This is a genomic window from Haladaptatus litoreus (genome assembly GCF_900156425.1).
Lineage (GTDB): Archaea > Halobacteriota > Halobacteria > Halobacteriales > Haladaptataceae > Haladaptatus > Haladaptatus litoreus.
The window spans coordinates 727,234-749,702 of sequence record NZ_FTNO01000001.1 but is presented as its reverse complement, the minus strand read 5'-3'; the positions used below and the strand labels follow the sequence as shown (position 1 = coordinate 749,702).

Genomic DNA, 22,469 nt, shown 5'->3' with positions numbered 1-22,469 from the left:
TTTTGCTGCCTCGCTGTCTCTCCGTCTCATCGTCTTACTGTATCGTCGTTTCACTGTCTCTCAGTCGCGGTCGTTTCGGTCTGCGATGAAGTGATGAACGAGCGCGTACTCTTCGAGCGTCATCGGCGCTCGCCCCTCGATTTTCTGCTGAAGTGCGCGCGCGCCGAGGTCGCTGTCGATGCTGGAGGCCAGCGTGTCGATGTCGAGAACCCCGGTAGTCATTCCCATCAGCAGGTGGTCGCGCACTTCGAGCAGGATGGTGTCCTTTGGCGGGGCGTCTCCGGTTGCGAGGATGCCAGCGGCATCTTCGAGCGTGAGTTCCGGTTTCTCGCCATTTGCGACGGACTCGACCGTTTCCCGGTCGAGTTCCGTCGCCGCAACCACGTCATCAACACCGACAGATTCGACGGTCTCCGCGAGTTCGGCGACGTACTGGGCATGAACTTCCTCTGGCGTCAACTCACCGGGGTTTTCTATTTCATCGTAGAGCATGCTCACCACGAAGGGCGCGCGAGTCAAATGGGTTGTTACTCCGATTCGACCACCCCGGCGACCGTTCGTCAGCATCGCCGTTTACGTCGCCCACGCCTCGTTTCCCCGGCGGCACTGCGATGATAACCGTCGTCCACGTGTCGAACGAGATGGGCGTCGTCCGACCGAACAGTTCTTTGCTGCCGTCGCCGTCGAAATCCAATCGAACCGCTTGTGACTGCCGAGTGTACGCGACCGATGCGCCCGGCGAGACGGGCGACCCGTGTCGCGCCCGAACCGTAAATCGGGCGTACGTTCCCGACACATCGACCTGCCAGACGTTGACCGTTGCGTACCAGTACCCCGGAACGGGCGCAACGGGCAATCCCGCGGCGAGACTCGCCATCGTTTCGTTGACCCATTTTTTCTGTGCACCCTCGACGCCCTTCTCTATCGCCTGTTTCGCCAGTCGCTTCGTTTCGCCCTCGACGATTTGACGAAGCGTTTTGCTCGCTGGTTCGACCGCCGACTCCTTCACGCCCTTCGTCTCGGAACGCGCGGTTTCCAGTCCGACCTGAATTTGAATCGTAAGTCGGTCGCGCTGCATCTGGGTTCGCTGTACTGTTCCTTGCGCTTCTAATTCCGCCGCGACGGGTTCCGCCGCGGAACCGTTCGAGAGCGCGAGCGAGCGGTCTGCCGTCGTCTCCCAGCGGGCGAGTCCGCGGCGGATGGCGACCCAGCGCTCTCCCCAACTCAAATCGGTCGTTTCGAGGGAATCAGCGAGATTTTTCCTAACGCCGGTATTCGTCCGCCGAAGCGACCGCTGAAGGTCGTTTCGTTGTCGTCGCAGGCTTTCGTTGTCACTGGCCGAAAGCGTCCTGTTCGCGGCTTTCAGGGTGAGCGCGGCGTCTCGGAGACTCATCCGTTTTTCATCTCGCGCATCCGGCAGCAACGAGACGATACCGTCCGTCACGTCTGCGGCGGGAACCGCGAACAGGTTGACGTTTCGTGCGGACATCGGATGGGCGCTCTCTCCCCGCGGAACTGCCGACACGTGGTCGTGTTCGACTGCCGAGAGCGTGAGATACGCGGGTGCGCCATCGACGGAGAGATTCGTCGGCGCACCGGGGCCGCTCGTCGGAAGCGGATTCCGAGTCGGCGATTCGACCCGTTTTCTAGAGTCGAGTATCTCTCGTACTCGGTCGAGCGGAACGTCCGTTGCGTCACGAACCGCCGAACTGAAGCCCTGTTGTGTGTGCTCAGTACGTTCCGCTCTGCTATCGAGGCGAGAGGAAACCGCATCGATGTATGCGGCGCGAACCGCGTAGCGCGCTCGCTCGGCCGTGCTGTCGTAGGTCGGTGGTGCATCCACCAACTCATCGCTGTGTGTTCGGATGTCCGACGCTAACGTCGCTGTCGGATTCGTTTTCCCACTGGCAACTGCACCGCGGGAAACCGTCGTCGAGCGGTTTTCGATTCGATTTCGGAGTTCGCGAACGTCTCGATACGCCCACTCTCGCAGTTCGGTCGGAAGCCGACCTTGCACCGTTTTCGGACGCGTGTCGAGCGTGCCATCGACGGCCCGTTTCGCAAGGCTGTCCGGGCCACCGCGCGCGGAAACGAGCGTATCGACCGCTTTCCGCTCGATGTCCGCGATATTCGCCCCTGAGAACGGCCCGCCGGATTCGTGCGCCGTCGGCAGCGGTCGTTCCGGAGCGAACTCGGTCGTCGTGTGGTCGCCCGCAACGCCGAGCGAAACGACGAACTCGTCCGACCATCGCCGTGTCGTCGTTCGGTTCGTTCCGTCCTCTCTTTTCCAGTAGTCGGTTGTCACGTGCGTTTGGGTGACACGTCGGTCAGCAGTCCACAACAGGTGCCATCCGGGAGGTGTTCCGGGGTGTCTTCCGTCCACACTTTCGACGGACCGTCTGGTGTCCGTTTTCTGTCCCACGAGCGTCCAGTTTTTCCCCGGCGACCGGTGTTCGGGAGGGGATTCGTCACGAACCGTTCGAACGGTTGCAACCGTCCGAACGGGAACTTCGTAGGCGGATTCGAGTGCAGTGTCGAACTGACTCTTTTCGCTACCTGCGGATGCTTCGTCCTCCCCGATGAGGTCGAACAGTGCCCTATCCGCGGACTCGTTTACGCCGACGACCATCCCGTCTTCGGGCGAGTACGTCGTATTTGTCGGGCCGGAGATGGTCTGCGGTTCGTCGGCGAGCGGGCCGGCCGTTTCCAATACGATGTCCGTCCATCGCGTTCCGCGTTCCGTAGTCGGAATCAGTACGTCCGACAGTCCGACACGGGCCGTTGCCCGCCGGAGTCCGTTTCGTCCGGCAGGGTCGCTTCGACCGAAGGCGTTCCGTTGTTCTTCCAGCATCGCTCCGTTCGCCATCAGTTCGACGTGGCGATTCGCCAGCACGTTTCCGATGGGCGCACCGCCGTACTGGGCGTAGCCGCGCGCCCACGTCGTCGCGTACAATCGTGCAGTCAGTCGTCGGCCGAGGCCGGGTTCGAACGGGTCGCGATTCAACCGGGTTTCGTACCGCCGAACTCGCTCGTGAAGCGCGAGAACCGGCGTCTCGACCACCACGGTGATGTTTCGAGCGGTTTCCGCGACGACAGATTCGTCGCGGTACGCTCGCAGCGTGATGTTTTCGATTCGAACTCGAAGTCCCGATTCGGTCGCGTTTCCGACCGGTTCGATGTGGACTCGCTCCGTTGCACGCCGGAGCGAACTGGCGTTTGCTGTCGGGGAAAGCGACGGCGTCGCACGAACGTCGCCGACGCGGACGGAGGTGGATTCGAGTCGCTCCCGCGCAGTGAGATAGATTCGGAGCCGAAGATACTCTCGAAACGCCGCAGAATCGTCGATGACTTTTCCGGTAGTCGTGTTAGCGGGTTCGATAAGCGGTTGTGCGGATGCGTCTTTCCCAGCCTGCTGAACCGCGCCCCGAAGGGCCGTCTGCGTGCTCGCCGTGGCGTGTTCCATCGCTCGCTCGACGCTTCGGTCTACAGTCGGCGACGCTCGCGTCGCCAGCGTTCCCGCGAACGTCGCGCTGCCGACCAGTAGCAGGACGCCGACGAGTGCGAACGGAACCCGCGCCCGAGTGTCTTCAGCCAATCTCATGCAGACCACGTCCTGACGACGATTTCTGCCCGTCCGACGGAGACGGATTGGGCCGCTTCCGCTGGCGATTCGAACGTTTTCCGGAGTTCTGTTTCGATTGTCGCAGTTATGGCTCGGACAAGTGTTTGTCTGGTTCCTATCCCGTTTCCATCGTTCGCACCGCTCGGCAAATCAGTATAGTACTGCTCACCCAGTCGTTGGAATCGTCCGGCCGCGGAATCCGCCACCGGGGGTCGGTCGTGGAGCGCGAGATTCGTCGAATGTTCCGGCAACAACCCAGAGACGATTCCGGTCGCAACGACGCGTGCAACGCCGCGATAGCCATCCTGCCGTGCCGCATCGAGTGTATCGTCTCGAACTCCCGGCAGTCCACTCGGAACGGACACGGAGGCCGCGTGCACAGTCGCGTCTCGCGGTGGCGAGTTTCCGACGGCGGTTTCTCCTCGAATGTGGGCGTCTCGATACGGTTGCCAGCGAACGACGACTTGTGTGTTCGTCCCGTTCGTGATACCGACTTGATTCCGTACTCGGCGTGCCACCGTGGTTTCGAAATTCTCGCTCTCCCGCATCAGTTTGCTTCCGTGAACCGTCGTATTGGCAATCGCAGCCTCAGTGAGCAGTCCCGCGAGTGTGCCGTGGTTTTTTCGCGACAGCGACTTTTGTTCGGTTCGAATCGTGTAGTTCACCGCCGCGGTGCTGGTGACGAGGACGTTCGCCGTCGATTCGGCGGTCGGTTCCTTGCCGGTTGGTTCCTCGTTAGTCATGGCCTGACGGGACGACTGCGCCCCGACGAGGACGAACGCGCTGGCGCTCACCAACAGCAGACAGAGCGTCACGTCGAAGACGGTGCTGATGGCCCGTCGTCCGGTTTCGCCCATTACCACACCTCCACGCGCAGGCGGGCCGGACGGATGTTTCCGGGGGAGATTCGAACGCTTACCACGGTTTCAGCGATTTCGGCAGATTCCGCGGAACCCACGGAATCCGCAGTCCTCGGGACTGGCGGGCCTGCGTGCCACAGTTGAGTGTGATTTTCGTTCCCCGAACCCGTCGAAAGCGTGATGTTGAGACGGTACCCTGCCGGTTTCGTTCGGAGCGCGTCAGCAATCCGAGTCGGTGCCACGACGCCGTTCGAACTGATGACCTGCTCGACTTCCGACAGGGTTGCTGGCGCTGGATTCCGATTCGGTTCCGGCATCGCGTCGCCCAAGACTCCCGTGTAAGTCACGAGTCCGACGCACACGGCGAACACCGCAATGAGTGCAGGGAGCGGTTCGGCTTGTGCCCGCTCACGCGACCAGGGTGGCATCCACTCCCTCCCACGAAACACAGCGAATCTGAAGGGTGTTGTCCGCGCCCTGCCACGTTGCTCTCCGATTTCCGGCGACGCGTACCGCCGACGCGAAATCGGTCGGGGAAGCGAACACGGAAGCGGGTGGCTCTCCGTTCAGCACGCGCCGGAGGTTCGTGCCTCGTTTCGACCCAGCCACGTTCCCGACTGGAACGACCGAATCTGAGACGAACGTGGCGTGGGCGGTCCCGCCCACGCCGCGTAATCCGAGTCTGTGAGCACCGAGTTTGACTTCCCGCGCCGAAATCGGATGCTCCGCGGTCGCAGTGTACTCACATCCCGCAACGGAATCGACCGTATTCACCGCACGGGCGGCGTCCGGTGGCGGTGTCGTCGGCAGTTCGGCGGCGACGCCGAACACCACCAGACTCGCCATCGCTACGCCGAGCTAGACGTACCACGCATCGACAGGTGCATCGAACATGGCCCGGAGTGGGTTCGTTTTCCGACTTAAACCTACGCTCAGGCTACAGCTCCCGCGAGTACGAATGCGACGAGGTAGATTCCGGTTGCGGAGAGCAAGGCGTGGCCGACTCGGTACCCGACGAGCGTTCTGTCGAGTCCGTGTTCCAATCCGACCGCCAGCGTCGTGGGTATCGCCGAAAGCAAGAGGACGTAGGCGCCGACTGCGAGTCCGAGAACGTCCACTGGAAACGCACCGCCGAGAGCGGTGTTCGTTCCTGTTGCTCCAACGCCTCCCATTCCACCAGCGAGAGCAACCGTCGCTCCCGAAACGAGCGGGCCGAACAGCGACCCCGTGTGGCGAAGCGTTCCCGTCACTTGCGCCAATTCGCGCCGCGCCTCGCGTTCGACCTGTTGAAGGTCGTCCAGATGATCTGCCATCGACAACACCGCACCGCCAGCGGGCCGTCCTTCCCGTGCCGAAAGCGCGAGGAGTGCCGCGGCACTCCTCGCGCGTGGACTTGGAACGTCCGCGAGCGCGCCGTGGTCGCCGAGGAAGGATTCTCGAACGCCGAGTCGAAGCCGTCGCTGGATACGGTCTGCCCGCACGAACAGGTCGCCCGTCTCGCCGGGGATTTCGTCGCTGGCGACCGAAATCGCGCGTTCGACGGCGATGCCGTCGTTCACTCGCCGACCGACGAGATACAGCGCGTCGGTCAAATTCTCCTCGGCGGCGCGAACCCGGTTTCTGACCCGGACTGTCGGTTGTGTCACCCCGACGAGCGAGCATCCCAGCGTGCATCCGACACCGGCAATCCAGCGCGTCCAGTCCGGAAGCAGGAACCCGGTGACGAAAAACGCAACCGCGCCAGCGACGGAACTCACGATCAACACGTCTCGCCGTCGATTCGGCACGTCCGGATGCGCGCGAGTCACGTCCGGCGGCGGAAACGCGACCGGACGGTGGGTGAGAAGCCACACGCAGCAGGCGACGAGCGCAAGCGGAAGCACGATGTCGTAGACGACGACCAGTACGGTCGGTGACAGTGGCACACCTGCGGCCCGTGCCGACGGGAGTACCGCGACCAGCGCGAGCGGGAGCAAAACCCCAAAAGCGTACATCGCGGTCGCCGGTTCGCGAATCTCCGATACGAACTTTGCCATATCTTCCCGCGTTCCGTCGAGTATCGCAGACAGCGCACGGTCGAGCGTTCGCTCACGTTCGTCGGGCGGTGCTTCGCTGGCGGCCGAAACGAGCGTCACTGCCCGATTGAGCGCTTGATTCCACGAGTTCCATTCCTCGGCGAACGCGACAAATCCCGAATCAGGCGACCCGACCGCACGCCGAACGTGGCCATCCAAACTGGCAGCAAGCGGACCGTCGCCGGTTCGGGCCGAAAACTCGGCGGCGGTTTCCGCGGTCGGTTCGATTCGCATTCGGAGCACAGCTCTGGCGACGAGGTCGGGTGCGTCACCGAGTGCTTGCGTGCGTTTCGCCGCGGCGAGCAGGACGGGAGCGCGCCGCACTGCCATCGAAACGAGGAGCGAACCGGCGAACAGAAGTCCGGCGGTCGGAATCCGAACCCCTGTAGGGACGATGGCCGTCACGACGAGCGCGACGAAGCAGCCGAGAATCGCTGCGCCGTTTCCCGCGCGAATGACCGTCGTGCTGTCCGCGTCAGTTCCCAGAAATCCGAGCGCGCGGTCGATGTCGGAATCGGGTGAAACGTCCCACGGATACAGGGTGGCGAGTCGCGCGAGCATCACGCCGACTCGTCACCCGTTTTCGACCCGTCCATTTTCGAAGCGCTCATTCTCGATTCGGTCACCGGAAATTTCGGACTCAATTTGCCGACGCGGTTCTCAATCTCACTGGTTCGGGCGGCGATGGCCGCCCGAACGTCGGCATACGTTTCGGTCGATTCTGCGAGGTCGGAAACGAGAATGCTGTTACCACGGTCGATTCGCCCGGTCGAAACGAGATTCCCATCGTCGAGTTCGTACAGCGGTTCGAACCGAATCGAGTCGCCGTCTCCGACGACTTCCTCGATTCGTTTGACGCGCTTGCCGCTTTCTTCGCCCGACTCGTATGGTTCGAGGGTGACGACGAACTGCGTCGTGGCGAACGACGACGGTGCCACGCCGAGGTCGGTTACGACTCGCTCGTACACCGCATCGCCGCAGTCGCCGTGAATCGTTCCGAGAACCGCGCTTCCGCTGGCACCGACCGCATGGCTTCGTACAGAACGCTCGCTTCGTTTCCACGAACTTCGCCGACGACGAGCGCGCCCTCGCCCAACCGGAGCGCGGTTTTGAGCGCTTCGGCAGGCTGTACTCCCGGTTCGTCTCCGTTCGCGGTCGTCAGCAGTGATTGCACGTCGCGTCCGTCGCGCTGAAGTGATTCGACGGGGAGTTCTCGCGTATCCTCGATAACGACGGTTCGCGTCTTCGTCGGCAGTTCCCAAAGGAGCGCGCCGAGGCAGGTCGTCTTTCCCGCGCCGCGAGTTCCCGAAACGAGGTGAGCGCGTCGATAATCGTCGCTCGACAGGCGGGATTCTCTCGAAGAATCCCGCCACCCGAACAGTCGTTCGCATCGACGGAGAGCAGGTCGCCGTCGAACGAAATGGTGCAGTCGCAGTGATGCTCTTTCTCGGTGTTCCGCGCCTTGGAAAACGGATTCCTCGCCAATCGGTTCCACATGGGTCGGCGTGGCTTCGTTTTCCGATTTAAACTTCAGGCGGTGGAAGAAGATGTCCCTTCGATGAAGGTGACGAGGACGAGATGCTTTCCGCGTCGTTCGACCAGTCGGAATACGATTTCGGTTCGTCCCGTATCGCGGACGACCAGCGGAGTCCGGTCGGCTTCGAGATGCCAGTCGTGCCCGTGTTTCTGTCCACCATGGGCAACGCGGAGGTCGAACGGAACGTACCGGACGTGGGTTTCGTCGCCGACACGATAGGCGAGAACGTCGCCGTGAGCGTCTTTCCCGTGTTTCGACCCCGGAACGCCGCCGACGGCGATGTACTCGATTTGGGAGCTGCTCTTCGATTCGGTCGTAATCGAGAGCGCAACCACGCTGCGGGCACCGGGATGACCCATCGAAACCGCGCTTTCCGTTGAGAGGTCGAGGAGGGCGTTTTCCACGGTTGCCAGTTCTCCCGCCGCGTGGTGTTCCGCGCGGGTCGTCCGGGCAGCCTCGATAGCAGGATAGGAGACGCTACAGAGGGCGACGACGAGAATCACGGCGAGAACGACGCGAATGCTCACAGCATCCCGCGGAGTCGCGCGAAGATGGAGCCCGATCCTGTTTCGGTTTCCGTTTCGGATGCTCCCGAAAGCTGGCGTTTCGTCGGAAGGTCGGGCGGTGATTCGGTATGTGCTTCAGCGGGAGGTTCGCGGCCGATGGTTGATGATTCTCGGCGCGTCGAACGATACTCGGACGATTCGCGTCGGTTGGATTCCGATTCGGCCTTCGCAAGCGCGGCGTCCGCCCGTCGTTCGACCTCCGCGTTGACCGCGCGGATGTTGCCGACGTAGCCTCGGAGCGCTTGGACAGCGGCGTCGAGTTCGTCCAGTCGCGGTTCGATGTCGTTCATTCTCGATTCGAGCTCGGAGACGCGAGCGGTCAGTTCGGGTACTGTCATCTCGGTTATCGTTGGATGACTGTCCGCGTTCAGGTCTTCGTGCGAAACGGAATCCGAATCCTTCTCAGTTAGCGCGCGTTCGACGGCGCGGAGACGTGTATCGAGGGTTTCTACGTCCGACATGGACGGCATTGGTTTCGCTTCTCTACTTAAAATTGATGTGACCGATGGCAGAAAATTCATTACGGGTGAACGGGTGGGCTTTGGCATGAAAGTCGTCCTGATTGGTATCGGTCAAGCCGGGGGGAAACTGACACAGAAACTCGTCGAGTTCGACGCAAACATGGATTTCAACGCGATACAGGGTGCGTTGGCGGTTAACTCCGCGAAAACGGACTTGCAATCGCTCGACCTCGATACGGTTCTCGTCGGTCAAGAACGGGTGAAAGGGCACGGCGTCGGCGGGGATAACGAACTCGGTGCAGAGGTTATGCAAAGCGATGCGGGCGAAGTGATGAGCGCGCTCGACGGGCGTATCACGGCGAAAGCCGAAGCCATCTTCGTCGTCGCGGGACTCGGCGGCGGAACCGGCAGCGGCGGCGCGCCGGTGCTCGTCCACGAACTCCAGCGAATCTACGAGATGCCCGTCTACGCGCTCGGCATCCTTCCGGGTCGCGGCGAGGGGTCGATGTATCAAGCGAACGCTGGCCGGTCGCTGAAAACCGTCGTGCGAGAGGCAGATGCGACACTTCTCATCGACAACGACGCGTGGCACGAATCCGGTCAGAGCGTCGGCGAAGCGTTCGACGCTATCAACCAGCAAATCGCTCAGCGCGTGGGCATTCTGCTCGCCTCGGGCGAAGCAGTCGAAGGCGTCGGCGAGAGCGTGGTCGATTCGAGCGAAGTCATCAACACGCTCCGCTCGGGCGGTATCGCGGCCCTCGGCTATGCCAGCGCAGGCGCGAGCGAGGAAAGTGGCGAGAACATCAACACGGTGACGAGCAACACGCGGCAAGCAATCCTGAGCAACCTCAGTGTTCCAAAAGCAACCGACGCTGATTCCGCGCTGCTGGTTGTTGCCGGAGATTCCGACCGAATCCCGCGGAAAGGCGTGGAAAAGGCCCGAAAATGGCTGGAAGGCGAAACCGGAAGCCTGCAAGTTCGCGGCGGTGACTTCCCGCTGGACAGCGACCGACTGGCATCGCTCATCCTCCTCGGTGGCGTCGAACGCTCGCCGCGAATGAAGGAGTTCATGGAGCGAGCGAAGGAGGCAAATCAGCAGGAAGAACGGAAAGAAGACCCAGCAGAGATGTTCCAGAACGACGAACTCGACAATCTATTCTGAACCGATTCGAATCAGTTTCGTTCGTCTTCGACCATCGCCGCAAGTCGGTCGAGTCCGAGTTCGATTCGTTCCATACTATTCGCAAAACTCAGCCGCAGGTATCCCTCGCCAGCGTCGCCGAACGCGGTTCCGGGTGCCGTGACGACACCGTATTCCGAAAGCAGTCGTTCCGCGACATCGGCGCTCGTACCCCCGAGTTCGCTCACTTCCAAAAACGCGTAGAACGCGCCGTCGGGCCGCGGACACGAAACGTGCGGGATTTCTTCGACGCGATTCACCAGATAGTTGCGCCGTTCACGAAACGCGGCTCGCATCTCGTGGACGGGGTCTTGTGGCCCAGTCACGGCGGCGAGCGCGGCATGTTGGGCGATGCTCGACGGGCAGGCCGTCGTGCTTTCGCCGAGGCTGGTCGCGGCCGAAATCACGTCCTCGGGGCCGACGAGCCACCCGAGTCGCCACCCGGTCATGGCGTAGGTTTTCGAACAGGAATCGACGGTTAGCAGACCTTCGGAATAGTCCGTGTAGGACGCAATTCGCCGATAGTCGTCGCCGTAGGTGAGGCGGTCGTACACCTCGTCCGCGATGACGAAGGCGTCGTACTCCCGTGCTGCCTCAACAACCTCCCTAACAGCATCCTCGTCGTACACCTGTCCGGTCGGGTTCGACGGAGTGGTCAGGATGACTGCGGCAGTGTCCTGACTCAACTGCTCGATGATTCTGTCAGGGTCGAGGTCGAATCCGTCATCCGCAGAGAGCGGAATCGGAACGGGTGTGGCTCCCGCGAGTCGCGCTTGATTCCGGTAGTTCGGCCACGCTGGCGTCGGAATTAGTACGTCATCGCCCGGTTCCGCGATTGCAGAGAGGGCCAAGAACAGGGCTTCCATCGCGCCGGACGTAACCGAGACGTGCCGTTCAGGGTCGAACGAAACGCCGGTTTCGTCGGTCATGCGCTCGGCGATTGCGGTGCGCAGTTCGGGGATTCCAGCCCCGGAGGTGTAATGCGTTTCTCCACTCCGTGCTGATTGCTCTGCCGCGTCGATGACGTGTTCCGGCGTATCGAAATCCGGCTCGCCGACTTCCAACCGAACGAGGTCGCCGCCCTGTTCTTCCGCGAGCTCGAACATCACGCGAATCCCCGACCGTTCGAAATCGGTCGCTCGTGAGGCGATTCTGGTCATGGTTTCGACCGTTGCGTTCTCGGCGCAAGTAGTTTTGCAGACCCATCGTGGTTTGCCGGGTTGTGCGGATTCTCGACGGGAGTTCGAGGCTGAAATCGGACGCGGACGGGAACCTATTAGGTCGCTCCGGATTCAGTTTCCGGCATGGTATCCGAACTCTTCGATGGTGACCGCTGGGAGGAAATCGACGACTTCGATTTCCGCGATATCACCTACCACAAGGCGAAAGAACAGGGAACGGTTCGAATCGCCTTCGACCGCCCAGACGTGCGAAACGCGTTCCGCCCCGGAACGGTGGACGAACTCTACCGCGCGCTCGACCACGCAAAGCGCCAGACCGACGTTGGCTGTGTTCTCCTGACCGGCAATGGCCCGTCCTCGAAGGACGGCGGCTGGGCGTTCTGTTCCGGCGGCGACCAGCGCGTTCGCGGCGGCGCGGGCTACGAGTATCAGGGAGAGGACGAGGAGAGCGAAGCCGCATCCGAAGCGGGCCGACTGCACATCCTCGAAGTTCAGCGACTCATCCGCCACATCCCGAAACCCGTCATCTGCGTGGTTCCGGGGTGGGCAGTCGGCGGCGGCCACAGCCTCCACGTCGTCTGCGACATGACCCTCGCTTCGGAAGAGCACGCGAAGTTCCTCCAGACCGACCCCGACGTGGCGAGTTTCGACGCCGGGTTCGGCTCTGCCTACCTCGCAAAACAGGTCGGCCAGAAGAAGGCCCGCGAAATCTTCTTCCTCGGGAAGACCTACTCCGCCGAGGATGCCGAAGAAATGGGCATGGTGAACGAGGCGGTTCCCCACGAAGAACTGGAAGACGTGGCGCTCGATTGGGCCGAGGCAATCAACTCGAAGAGTCCAACCGCGATGCGGATGCTCAAATACGCCTTCAACATGACCGACGACGGCATGGTCGGCCAACAGGTGTTCGCGGGTGAAGCGACCCGACTCGGCTACATGACCGACGAGGCCCAGGAAGGCCGGGACGCCTTTGTGGAAAAGCGCGACCCGGACTTCTCGGACTACCCGTGGCACTACTGACGTACCTTTTAACTACCATCTTTTACGACGGTCGAGAAACAGGGCCAGCGCGAATCGCGCTGGCCCTGTCCGTCTCCCTGTAAAAGCTGGACCAAAAGCACAGCGTCACCCCCTCAGTCGCGTCTTCGACGCTCCTTCGAGGGATTCCTTGGCCCGCTCGCTCGTCGCTGTCGCTCCTTGCTCGCGGAGAGAATCTGGCCGCTAGCGGTTGCGTAAATTCACGCTGGAGGAAGTGGTCACGGTACTCTATTTTCTTTAAGTAGTTCTCGTGATAAGGTGGAGATATGGACGGAAGACGGGTCGTATTCTGACCCGACGCATCGACTTCTGCTAGCGACTGCTTGGGATTCGTTGAAGCCGCAATTACACCAATCATGCAGTTAGTGTTTAAGTGCTTCTGGCGATAAGGTAAAGATACGAGCGGAATACGGCGCTGATTCTGGTTCTGACGTACTCGATTCATCGCGTAGCACGTGGTTTCGATTCGCCTCCGGCGAACCGAGAGCGCGGACTTCCGTTTAAGTGCTTCTCGTGATAAGGTACAGATACGGACGGAAAGCGGGGCGGGTTCTACCGGAAACTCACACGGACACCAGCGATAGCTATCGCTGCGTTGAAACTATTTCTTCTCCGAACCGACCTTTGAACTATCTCGCCCGAGTAGACTGGTGTGATGTATCGAGGTGACGGCGATTCGCAGACTGCCAGTTGGCAGTGGGAATCGGAAGCGGACGCCGAGCAGAGCGACCGAGAAGCGCGCGAACTGAGCCAACTGCCGGGGGACGGCGCGGTTCGGCGGGCCGACCTCCAGCGCGACCAATCGGTTAGAAAGTGGGGGCCGGTGACCCCCAGCGCGACGGTCATCGGGCGCGCGAAATCGCCGGAGGACGATTTGAGCGACAGCATCCGCCGGCTGCACGAGGAGCGTCACTCAGCCATGGCCGGACACAGCAGTCGGATGCACCACCTCGACAAACTGCGGGTGAGTCACGCGCTCTGCAACGACCTCTCGTTGACGCCGTGGCAACGCGACTGCGTCCTCGGCGTGATGTCGGAACTCGATTTGACTGCCTTCGGAAGCCAGCGGGCCATTCCGAAAGTCGCGCTGGTCGTCATCCGTCATATCGTCGATAGGGAACGCGAGCATCACCTCGGACTGCACGACGACGAGTGGATACGCGGCTTGCCACCGGAGCGACTGACCGACCTGTACGACCAGTTCGAGTCGCTGACGGACGAAGCGCAGTTCACGGAGTTGGCCGAAAAACACGGCCTCGACATCACGAGTTTGAATCGCCTCCGGCGCGTCCTTCGCGAGCAGATGGACGAAAACGAGTTGGAATACGCAGTTCACGGTCGGAATCCTCACCGCGACCCGAACCTGCCGAGTCTCACGAGTCGGGGGATGGGTGCTGAAGCGGGAGATTGAGCGAAGCCAAAATAGCAATCTGAATGTAGCTGAAGAGTGAAAAGCTGGTGCTGGCGAGCGAAAATCTACCGTGTAGAACTCGAATCGAGCTTCCTCGTATCTACTGCTTGTCGCGAGAACTACTTAAACGGATTCCCGATGGAACTGTTGGATGTATTCGACTCATTTCGTAACAGAACGCTCCACCCAAATCCCTCCAAAACCGTAGATGCTATACCCCACTCGCTAGAACAGTCGTAGCAATGAACGATACGGCGACCGAGGTCTCTCGCACGAAAGCGTGGCTCATGGCGGCCAGACCGCACACCCTCCCCGCCGCCGCCGCGCCGATTTTCGTCGGCGTCGGCCTCGCCGTCCACGAGGGCCTGTTCGCCCCGCTTCCCGCGCTCGCCGCTTTTGTCGGCGCGGCACTCATCCAAATTGGCACCAACTTCGCAAACGACTACTACGACGCCGTGAAGGGCGTCGATACCGACGAGCGAAAGGGGTTCACCCGAGTCACCCAATCCGGCCTCATCGCGGCGGAGGAAGTCAAGCGCGCGATGTATGGAACGTTCCTGCTCGCTATCGTGGTCGGTGCGTATCTGGTGTACGTCGGCGGACTTCCAATTTTGATTATCGGACTCGCCAGTGTCGTCAGCGGCATCGCCTACGCTGGCGGGCCGTTCCCACTCGGCTCGAACGGTTTGGGCGACCTGTTCGTCTTCGTCTTCTTCGGCGTCGTCGCCGTGATGGGTACTTTCTACGTGCAGGCTGCCGCAGTGCTCGCCGCACCGCTCGCGCTTGGGATTCCCGCCGGAACCGTCACGTTGCAGGCGTTTTTGGCGAGTCTCCCGGTCGCAGCCATCTCCACGAACATCCTCGTCGTGAACAACGTCCGCGACTTGGAAACCGACAAGAAAGCGGGTAAGAAGACGCTGGCGGTGCTCATCGGCTACTCGGCCAGTCGCGCCGAGTTCGTCGGCATGCTGGCGCTCTCCTACCTCGTTCCGATTTACTTCTGGACGAGTAGCGAGTTCGGCCTTCCCGTCCTTCTACCCCTCCTGACCGGCCCCTACGCCGTGATGGTCGCTCGAACCCTGCTGACGAAGACGTCGGGCGAGGCGCTCAATCCCGCGCTCGAACAGACGGGGAAACTGCTGGCCATCCACTCGGCTCTGTTCGCTCTCGGAATGGTGATGTGAGATGAGAGTCGAAACGCGAGAGTTTTCGCTCCAACTGGAATCGCCGCTCGACACGGCCCACGGTTCGATTGAACACCGAAAGGGAATCCTCGTTCGAGTCGAGGACGGCGACGAGGTCGGCATCGGCGAGGCGACGCCACTGCCGGGGTGGACCGAATCGCTTCCGGCGTGTCGTGCCGCGCTTGCCGACATCGAAGCGCCGGGCGATGAACTTTCGAACCTCGAAGAGCGGTTGACCACTCTCGAATCGACGCCTGCGGCCAGACACGGCCTTTCACTCGCGCTCGCGGACATCCGGGCGAAGCGCGATGGGGTTCCGCTCTACCGACACCTCGGCGGCCCGGAACAGGTCGAAGTGATTCCAGCGAATGCAACCGTCGGGGACTGCTCACCCGCCGAAACAGTGGATGCCGTGGTGGACGCGGTTTCCGCCGGGTTCGAATGCGTGAAAGTGAAAGTCGGCGTGCGGTCGGTGACCGACGACGTGGCGCGACTTCGAACTATCCGCGACGCTGTCGGTTCCGACATCGAACTCCGAGTCGATGTCAACGGCGGCTGGTCGCGCGCACAGGCACGCGAAGCATTTCACAAACTCGACCCGCTTCGAATCGCCTACGTCGAACAGCCGGTTTCAGGGGACGACCTCGACGGGCTTGCCGACCTCCGCGGTCGGTCGGTTCGCGTCGCAGCCGACGAGTCGATAGCCGAAACCTCGGTCGATGCCGTCCTCGACGCCGACGCTGCCGACGTTCTCATCTGTAAACCGATGGTGCTTGGCGGCCCGGACAAGGTCGTGGAAGTCGCCGACCGTGCCCGCGATATTGGCGTCACGCCAGTCGTGACGACTACCATCGACGGCGTCGTGGCGCGAACCGCCGCGATTCACGCCGCGGCGGCGAGTCCCGACCGCCCGGCGAGCGGACTCGCAACCGGGGCGATGCTCGCCCGCGACCTCGGCCCAGACCGCACTCGACTCGTCGACGGTTCGGTCAGCGTCCCGCAGGACGCAGGAAACGGCGTGGCGGACACGTGGGGACGGCGATGAAATCCCAAAATACGGTGGATTGGCTCACACACAGGGCCGACGTGTCGCCGGAGGCAACCGCGCTCATCGAAGCCGAAGACGGCGGAAAATGGACGTATTCCGACCTCGACTCTGCCGTGGAGGAAACTGCGGGCCGACTCGCCGAACTCGGCCTCCGGGCGGGCGACCATCTCGGTATCCTGATGGAAACGCGAATGGCGTCGATTCGGCTCGTTCACGCCGCGATGCGACTCGGGTGCGTGCTGGTGCCGCTAAACGTTCGCCTTGCGGAACCCGAACTTCGCCGACAGGTCGGTCACACCGACCTGTCGGCACTCGTCTGTGAAGCCGAAACGGAATCGACTGCCTGCGAAATTTCCGGAGACGTTCCGGTCGCGTCGGTCGATGCATCGACCGACGCGACCCTCGGCGAGTGCGAACGAGCCGAGTTCACGGCGAAACGATGGTCACACGACGACCCACAAGTAATGTTGTTCACCTCGGGAACGACCGGAAATCCGAAAGCCGTCGTCCTCACGATGGGGAACTTGTTCGCCAGCGCGACCGCCTCCGCGTTTCGACTTGGCGTTCTTCCCGACGACCGCTGGCACCTCTGCCTTTCGACGTACCACATGGGCGGACTCGCGCCCCTCCTGCGTTCCACGCTGTACGGAACCACCGTCGTGGTTCAGACTGGTACCGGCTTCGACCCCGAAGCGACGCTGGAAAACGTGCGAAGGTACGGCGCGACCGGTATCTCGCTCGTTCCGACGATGCTCCGTCGGATGCTGGACGCCGGAACTATTTCCGATTCCCTGCGATTCGTCCTGCTCGGCGGCGCGCCTGCCCGCGACGAACTGATTCGTGAATGCGAAAAGCGCGGAGTTCCAGTTTGCCCGACCTATGGAATGACCGAAACCGCATCACAAATCGCCACCGCCAGACCCGAGGAGGCGTTTTCCTCCCTCGGAACGGTCGGCCGACCTCTCGTCTTCACCGATGTTACGGTTCTCGACGAAGACGGAAACCCGACCGAACCGGGCATCGCGGGCGAACTCGTCGTTTCCGGCCCGACCGTCATGGCGGGTTACTACGGCAATCCGGAAGCAACAAACGCGGCTTTCGGCGACTACGGCCTACACACCGGCGACGTTGGCTACCGCGACGAGGGGGGCCGGATTTGGGTGCTGAACCGGCGTTCCGACCGAATCGTCACCGGCGGGGAGAACGTCCACCCCGGCGAGGTCGTGGCGGTGCTCCGCGACCACCCCGCGATTCGCGAGGTTGCGGTCGTCGGCGTCGAAGACGACGAATGGGGCGAGCGAATCGGCGCGCTCGTCGTCCCAGTAGATGGCGAAACGGAAGCGATGTCCCTCGAATCAGTTCGAGAGTTCTGTGAAGGCCGCCTTGCAGGATACAAGCACCCACGACTGCTCGAAACGGCGGTTGAACTGCCGCGAACCACCTCCGGAACCATCGACCGCGAAGCAGTCCGCGAGCAACTGCGATAGGGACGTTCCAGTCGGTTTTCGTCAGTTTATCCGCAACGAATCCTTTTATTCGGTGGAAACCAACAAACCGCCGTGTGTACTCTCATTGTCGCGTGGCGGGTGTTCGACGGGACGCCAATCGTCGCCGCCGCGAACCGCGACGAGGCGTTAGGCCGTCCGTCACGTTCTCCCGCAGTCCTCGACCGTGACCCCCTCGTCGTCGCTCCGCAGGACGAAGAGGCCGGAGGAACGTGGATAGGCTACAACGAACACGGCCTGTTCGTCGGCGTGACGAACCGACCGGCCGAAATCGACGGAGAACGCTCCCGCGGGTTGCTGGTTCGGGATGCGCTGAGTCACGAGTCTTCCGCCGACGCCCTCGGATTCGTTCACGACGAACTCGCGGAACGGCAGTACGCCGGTTTCAACCTCTTGCTGGCCGATGCCGACGAAGCGACCGTTCTGGAGTGGGACGGCGTCCTCGAAACGACGCCCCTCGACCCGGGGTACCACGTCGTCGTCAACGAGGGAACGAACTGCGACGCACCGAAGTCGGAGCGGATTCTGAACGCCGTCCACCCCGACCTCAGCGAGGACGTTTCCGTCGCGCGGTGGCGCGAGCGAACGAAAACCGTACTCCGCGACCACGACATCGGGGCGTGCGTCCACGGCGATGATTACGGAACTCGCTCCTCGTCCATCGTCACCATTGCCGACGGGGGCGTCGGCACCTACGAGTTCGCCGATGGCCCGCCCTGCGAGACGGCGTACCGAAGCGTGGAAGGTCACCTTTAAACGCCCGCCCGTCCCTGTATGGAACATGAGCACGGCCACGTCCGAGGACGACCTCACCGAGGACGAGTTCGCAGGACTCGAACTCGTCCGCGAAACGGGCGGCATCCACCAGAGCGACTTCTGGAAACAGCTCGACGTTTCGTCGCGCAAGGGCAGTCGCATCATCGAATCGCTGGTCGCTAAGGGACTCGTCCAGCGCGAAAAGACCGTCTACGACGGACACAACACCTACTTCGTCACCCCCGCCGCGAAAGACCTCAATTTCGCCCTCCTAATGGCGGGCGACATGCTCTCGCCGTTTATCGGTGAGGAGGAAATTGACCCCGAAAGCGACGCCTTCTCGCAGTGGATTATGAACCTCGCTTACGAGGAGTAGACAGGATTCTTTTCGGTTATTGTGGTTTGGAGAGATACGAACAGCAGTATGCTTTGGAAACGTAGAAGCTGATTATTTGGGTTTTGAGTTTTTGCGATGAATCATAACCTCGAATGTGGGCGTCCTGTTTGGTTCCAATTCCGATTTGGTCTTTCAGCTTAAAAAGGTCGATGAAGCGGTCGCCTTCGTCAGTCGATTATTCCAGCGCGCTTCCGGTTCGAATCACTTGCTTCTCGCCGAACTTCGGCCCAATGAACTGCACGCCGACGGGGAGGCCGTCGGTTTCGCCCGCGGGAACCGAAATCGCGGGGAGGTTGGCGAGGTTCACGGGAACCGTGTTCGCGTCCGCGAGGTACATCTGGAGCGGGTCGTCCAGACTCTCGCCGAGTTCGAACGGCGGGGTCGGCATGGTCGGACTGGCCAGCACGTCCACGTCCTCGAAGGCGGAATCGAAGTCCTGTTTCACCCACGCGCGGGCGTCTTGGGCCTTCTTGTAGTATTTGTCGTGATAGCCCGCGGAAAGGGCGTAGGTGCCGAGCAGGATTCTGCGCTTCACCTCGTCGCCGAAGGCCTCCTCGCGGGCCTCGGAGAACACTTCGTTCCAGTTGCCGTCGTAGCCGCCGGAGTGGCCGTATCGGACGCCGTCGTAGCGCGCGAGGTTTGAGGAGGCTTCCGACATGGCGATGACGTAGTAGGCTTCGACCGCGTGTTCAACCGAGGGGAGCGACACTTCGTGGACGGTCGCGCCCTGCGATTCGAGGTCGTCCATGGCGTCCCAGAACTGTTCGACGACGCCGGAATCAGCGCCTTCGACGAGTTCCGTCGGAACACCGATGTCGAGTCCGTCAACGTCGCCGTCGGCGGCGCTGGCGTAGTTCGCGTCCGCGCCCTCGTCTCTGGTCGTGGCGTCGTGTTCGTCCGGGCCTGCGATAACGTCCAGCAGTTCGGCCGACTCCTCGACGGAGTTGGCAATCGGGCCGATTTGCTCCAGACTGTTCGCGTAGGCCACGAGACCGTAGCGCGAAACGAGTCCGTAGGTCGGCTTGATACCGACGACGCCGCAGAACGCGGCGGGACAGCGAATCGAGCCGCCGGTGTCGGTTCCGAGCGCGAGGTCTGCCTCACCTGCCGCGACTGCGGCGGCACTGCCACCCGATGAACCGCCGGGAACTTTGCCTTCCGCAACCGGGTTTTCCGTCGCGCCGAAAGCGGAAGTTTCCGTGGTGGTTCCCATGCCGAACTCGTCCATGTTTGCCTTGCCGACGATGGTCGCACCCGCGCTTTTCAACTTCGTCACGACGGTTGCGTCGTATGGCGGGACGTAGTCTTCGAGCATTGCCGACCCGCAGGTGGTTCGGATTCCCTCAGTGCTGATGTTGTCCTTGACGGCGACCGATTTTCCGGCGAGTGGGCCGTCTTCGTCGCCCTCGATTGTTTCCTCGGTGATGAAGATGGTGCCGTTTCCGCTCATGAGACGTTCGGCCCCTTGAAGTAGCCCTCTTCCGATTCCGACGCGTTCGCCAGTGCGTCTTCCTGTTCTAAACTATCCCGAATTTCGTCCTCGCGCATGACGTTCACGAGGTCGGTGTCGCGCTCGACTTCCGGAACCTCGTCTAGCGTTTCGAAGTATCCCAGAATGTCCGCGAACTGTCCGGCGAACTGCTCGGCGTCCTCCTCGGAAATGGCCACACGGGCCAACCGTGCGACGTGCCGAACCTCGTCAGGCCCGGGAGACGTATCGCTCATGTATTGACGAACCCGCGGGCAAGCGGTAAGGGTTTCGATACTCAACCCCATCCGGAGTTTTGAACGCACGTGTACGGAACCGCCGACTCCCCCGAAAAAAACGGAAAATCGGTCCCACACGGCAGGTTTTTCCGATGTAACAGTAGCGCCAATATGTTCTGGAAGATAGATACGAAATAATAGTTCAAAACCCACACTAGACTTAAGTTGATGCATGTCCTACGCAGTACGTCTATCGCTTCTCTAACTCTCTACCCTTCTTCGACAGCACGCGCCCATGACTGATACACGTACTCGACCAAACGAACGAACGGAGACCAGTGGCGAGCGAACGAAATCCGAGTCCAGCGAGCAGCAGTCAGACGAACAGCAGTCCAGCGAGCGCCACCCCGACGAACGGGTGGTTGACGAGCGAGAACGCTGTCCCGAATGCAGCGGTTTGTTGGTGACCGACGAAGAGCGTGGCGAGCGCGTCTGTGACGATTGCGGCCTCGTTGTCGAAGAGGATGCAGTAGACCGCGGGCCGGAGTGGCGCGCCTTCGACGCGAGCGAGCGCGAGCAGAAATCCCGGGTCGGCGCACCGACGACGACGATGATGCACGACAAGGGGCTTTCGACCAACATCGACTGGCGCGACAGGGACGCCTACGGCAACTCGCTGGGTTCCCGCCAGCGCGAAAAGATGCAGCGGCTCCGCAAGTGGAACGAACGGTTCCGCACCCGCGACAGCAAGGAGCGCAATCTCAAACAGGCGCTCGGCGAAATCGACCGCATGGCCAGCGCCCTCGGCCTGCCGGATTCGGTTCGGGAGATGGCCAGTGTCATCTATCGCCGCGCGCTGGACGAAAACCTCCTTCCCGGCCGCTCCATCGAGGGCGTTGCGACTGGCTCTCTGTATGCCGCGGCGCGACAGGCCAGAACTCCGCGCAGTTTGGACGAACTGACGGCGGTTTCGCGCGTCGAGAAGGACGAAATCGCCCGTACCTACCGCTACGTCGCCCGCGAACTCGGCCTCGAAATCGAACCCGCGGACCCGAAAAGCTACGTTCCCCGGTTCGCGTCGGAACTGGATTTATCGGACGAAACCGAGCGCAGGGCGCGGTCACTGCTCGATACGGCGACCGAGCAGGAAATCCACAGCGGCAAGAGTCCGGTCGGACTCGCCGCCGCGGCGGTGTACGCCGCCGCCCTGCTGACCAACGAGAAGGTCACACAGAGCGAGGTGAGCGAGGTAGCGAACATCAGCGAGGTCACGATTCGAAACCGGTATCACGAACTGCTAGATGCGGAAGAAGGGACGATAACGCCCTGAACGTGTCCGAAATCCTCTTTTGCGGCCGGTAATCGAAACCGTCAACCGGTATCGCGAATCCCAGTCTGCATGGAGACGACGCGACATTTCACCGCGACGATCTACGTCGTCCACGACGGCAAGTGTCTGTTGCACGAGCACGACCGACTAGGAATGTGGCTACCGCCGGGTGGGCACCTAGACCGCGACGAACTGCCGCGGGAGGCCGCCCTGCGGGAAGTCGAGGAGGAAACTGGGTTGGACGTGACGCTTCTCGAACCGCAACCGACGATTAGCGCCGACTTCGGCAGAGAGCTATCACCTGCGGAACACACCATGCTCTACGACATCGACAGTTTCGATGGGGAAGTCGCCCACCAGCACATCGATTTCGTCTACTATGGTGAATCGGCGAACCGAAACCTCTCGCCGGACGACGGCGAAGTTGCTGGCGATGGCTGGGAGTGGTTCACCCCGGGCGACCTCCGGGAACACGACGGGTTGACTGCGGAAGTCGTCACGCTCGGAATCGAGGCAATCGAACGTGTCGGCTCGAAGTAGAAAACCGGCGATTGGTGTGCAAGATGCCGGATTAGGCGGTGTATAATAAGGTCTTCCCAGTGGATTTTCGG

The 22,469-nt window shown here is 61.8% G+C and carries 21 protein-coding genes and 1 pseudogene; 10 read left to right on the top strand and 12 right to left on the bottom strand.

Translation table 11 applies throughout. From position 1 onward, the window contains the following. Positions 1 to 60: 60 nt before the first annotated feature. From BW974_RS03810 to BW974_RS03770, 9 genes and pseudogenes are all read right to left on the bottom strand, one after another. On the bottom strand, positions 61 to 492 hold the full coding sequence (locus BW974_RS03810) for a DUF5791 family protein (RefSeq protein ID WP_076428122.1): 432 nt from the start codon (positions 490 to 492) through the stop codon (positions 61 to 63). After that, complete coding sequence (locus tag BW974_RS03805) at positions 479 to 3,601, bottom strand: DUF7286 family protein (RefSeq protein WP_076428120.1); 3,123 nt, start codon at positions 3,599 to 3,601, stop codon at positions 479 to 481. Before BW974_RS03805 ends, BW974_RS03810 begins: the two co-directional genes overlap by 14 nt. Beyond that, on the bottom strand, positions 3,598 to 4,479 hold the full coding sequence (locus tag BW974_RS03800; RefSeq protein WP_076428118.1) for a DUF7284 family protein: 882 nt from the start codon (positions 4,477 to 4,479) through the stop codon (positions 3,598 to 3,600). The genes BW974_RS03805 and BW974_RS03800 overlap by 4 nt, the downstream gene beginning before the upstream one ends. After that, positions 4,479 to 4,910: a DUF7285 family protein gene (locus tag BW974_RS03795; protein ID WP_076428116.1), complete on the bottom strand. Its 432-nt coding sequence runs from the start codon at positions 4,908 to 4,910 to the stop codon at positions 4,479 to 4,481. The genes BW974_RS03800 and BW974_RS03795 overlap by 1 nt, the downstream gene beginning before the upstream one ends. Then, a complete protein-coding gene (locus BW974_RS03790; protein ID WP_245799891.1) occupies positions 4,891 to 5,328 on the bottom strand; it encodes a DUF7283 family protein in 438 nt (145 codons plus the stop codon). Before BW974_RS03790 ends, BW974_RS03795 begins: the two co-directional genes overlap by 20 nt. Positions 5,329 to 5,414: 86 nt before the next feature. Then, complete coding sequence (locus BW974_RS03785) at positions 5,415 to 7,118, bottom strand: type II secretion system protein (RefSeq protein ID WP_076428114.1); 1,704 nt, start codon at positions 7,116 to 7,118, stop codon at positions 5,415 to 5,417. Beyond that, positions 7,118 to 7,878, bottom strand: a pseudogene (locus BW974_RS26370) (ATPase, T2SS/T4P/T4SS family); the annotation flags it as partial. The gene BW974_RS03785 and the pseudogene BW974_RS26370, both read right to left, overlap by 1 nt. A 209-nt stretch (positions 7,879 to 8,087) precedes the next feature. Beyond that, positions 8,088 to 8,621: a DUF7311 family protein gene (locus tag BW974_RS26365; RefSeq protein WP_076428113.1), complete on the bottom strand. Its 534-nt coding sequence runs from the start codon at positions 8,619 to 8,621 to the stop codon at positions 8,088 to 8,090. Further along, positions 8,618 to 9,121, bottom strand: coding sequence for a DUF7310 family coiled-coil domain-containing protein (locus BW974_RS03770; RefSeq protein WP_076428111.1), 504 nt, complete (start codon positions 9,119 to 9,121; stop codon positions 8,618 to 8,620). The genes BW974_RS26365 and BW974_RS03770 overlap by 4 nt, the downstream gene beginning before the upstream one ends. A gap of 85 nt (positions 9,122 to 9,206) precedes the next feature. On the opposite strand from BW974_RS03770, the gene BW974_RS03765 reads away from it, so the two are divergent. Next, positions 9,207 to 10,283: a tubulin/FtsZ family protein gene (locus tag BW974_RS03765; RefSeq protein ID WP_076428110.1), complete on the top strand. Its 1,077-nt coding sequence runs from the start codon at positions 9,207 to 9,209 to the stop codon at positions 10,281 to 10,283. 11 nt (positions 10,284 to 10,294) lie between these two features. On the opposite strand, the gene BW974_RS03760 is transcribed toward BW974_RS03765, so the two are convergent. Further along, positions 10,295 to 11,461 carry a pyridoxal phosphate-dependent aminotransferase gene (locus tag BW974_RS03760; protein ID WP_076428108.1) on the bottom strand — a complete coding sequence of 389 codons (1,167 nt, stop codon included), beginning with the start codon at positions 11,459 to 11,461 and terminating at the stop codon, positions 10,295 to 10,297. A 144-nt stretch (positions 11,462 to 11,605) separates the two neighbouring features. Here BW974_RS03760 and BW974_RS03755 point away from each other — a divergent pair, with 144 nt between their 5' ends. The 7 genes from BW974_RS03755 (at position 11,606) to BW974_RS03725 (ending at position 18,800) form a co-directional block, all read left to right on the top strand. Continuing rightward, positions 11,606 to 12,502: a 1,4-dihydroxy-2-naphthoyl-CoA synthase gene (locus BW974_RS03755; protein WP_076428107.1), complete on the top strand. Its 897-nt coding sequence runs from the start codon at positions 11,606 to 11,608 to the stop codon at positions 12,500 to 12,502. 673 nt (positions 12,503 to 13,175) lie between these two features. Next, a complete protein-coding gene (locus BW974_RS03750; protein WP_076428105.1) occupies positions 13,176 to 13,931 on the top strand; it encodes a DNA-directed RNA polymerase subunit epsilon in 756 nt (251 codons plus the stop codon). 242 nt (positions 13,932 to 14,173) lie between these two features. Then, on the top strand, positions 14,174 to 15,115 hold the full coding sequence (locus BW974_RS03745) for a 1,4-dihydroxy-2-naphthoate polyprenyltransferase (RefSeq protein WP_076428103.1): 942 nt from the start codon (positions 14,174 to 14,176) through the stop codon (positions 15,113 to 15,115). A 1-nt stretch (position 15,116) separates the two neighbouring features. Then, positions 15,117 to 16,160 (top strand): mandelate racemase/muconate lactonizing enzyme family protein, encoded by a 1,044-nt coding sequence (locus BW974_RS03740; RefSeq protein WP_076428102.1) that lies wholly within the window; start codon positions 15,117 to 15,119, stop codon positions 16,158 to 16,160. Continuing rightward, entirely contained in the window at positions 16,157 to 17,650 is a 1,494-nt protein-coding gene (gene menE / locus BW974_RS03735; protein ID WP_076428100.1) for an o-succinylbenzoate--CoA ligase, read from the top strand. Before BW974_RS03740 ends, menE begins: the two co-directional genes overlap by 4 nt. A gap of 72 nt (positions 17,651 to 17,722) precedes the next feature. Next, a complete protein-coding gene (locus BW974_RS03730; RefSeq protein WP_076428099.1) occupies positions 17,723 to 18,424 on the top strand; it encodes an NRDE family protein in 702 nt (233 codons plus the stop codon). A gap of 25 nt (positions 18,425 to 18,449) precedes the next feature. Next, positions 18,450 to 18,800 carry a helix-turn-helix transcriptional regulator gene (locus BW974_RS03725; RefSeq protein ID WP_076428097.1) on the top strand — a complete coding sequence of 117 codons (351 nt, stop codon included), beginning with the start codon at positions 18,450 to 18,452 and terminating at the stop codon, positions 18,798 to 18,800. A gap of 196 nt (positions 18,801 to 18,996) precedes the next feature. Here the strand turns inward: BW974_RS03725 and gatA are convergent, their stop codons facing one another. Then, positions 18,997 to 20,271: an Asp-tRNA(Asn)/Glu-tRNA(Gln) amidotransferase subunit GatA gene (gene gatA / locus BW974_RS03720; RefSeq protein ID WP_076428095.1), complete on the bottom strand. Its 1,275-nt coding sequence runs from the start codon at positions 20,269 to 20,271 to the stop codon at positions 18,997 to 18,999. Beyond that, positions 20,268 to 20,546, bottom strand: a complete 279-nt coding sequence (gatC, locus tag BW974_RS03715) for an Asp-tRNA(Asn)/Glu-tRNA(Gln) amidotransferase subunit GatC (protein WP_076428093.1) — start codon at positions 20,544 to 20,546, stop codon at positions 20,268 to 20,270. Before gatC ends, gatA begins: the two co-directional genes overlap by 4 nt. Positions 20,547 to 20,823: 277 nt before the next feature. On the opposite strand from gatC, the gene BW974_RS03710 reads away from it, so the two are divergent. Together BW974_RS03710 and BW974_RS03705 are read left to right on the top strand one after the other, a co-directional pair. Next, the gene (locus tag BW974_RS03710) at positions 20,824 to 21,858 is read left to right on the top strand and encodes a transcription initiation factor IIB (RefSeq protein WP_076428091.1); all 1,035 of its coding nucleotides are present in this window, start codon (positions 20,824 to 20,826) and stop codon (positions 21,856 to 21,858) included. Positions 21,859 to 21,927: 69 nt separating this feature from the next. Next, complete coding sequence (locus BW974_RS03705) at positions 21,928 to 22,398, top strand: NUDIX hydrolase (RefSeq protein ID WP_076428089.1); 471 nt, start codon at positions 21,928 to 21,930, stop codon at positions 22,396 to 22,398. Positions 22,399 to 22,469 lie beyond the last annotated feature (71 nt).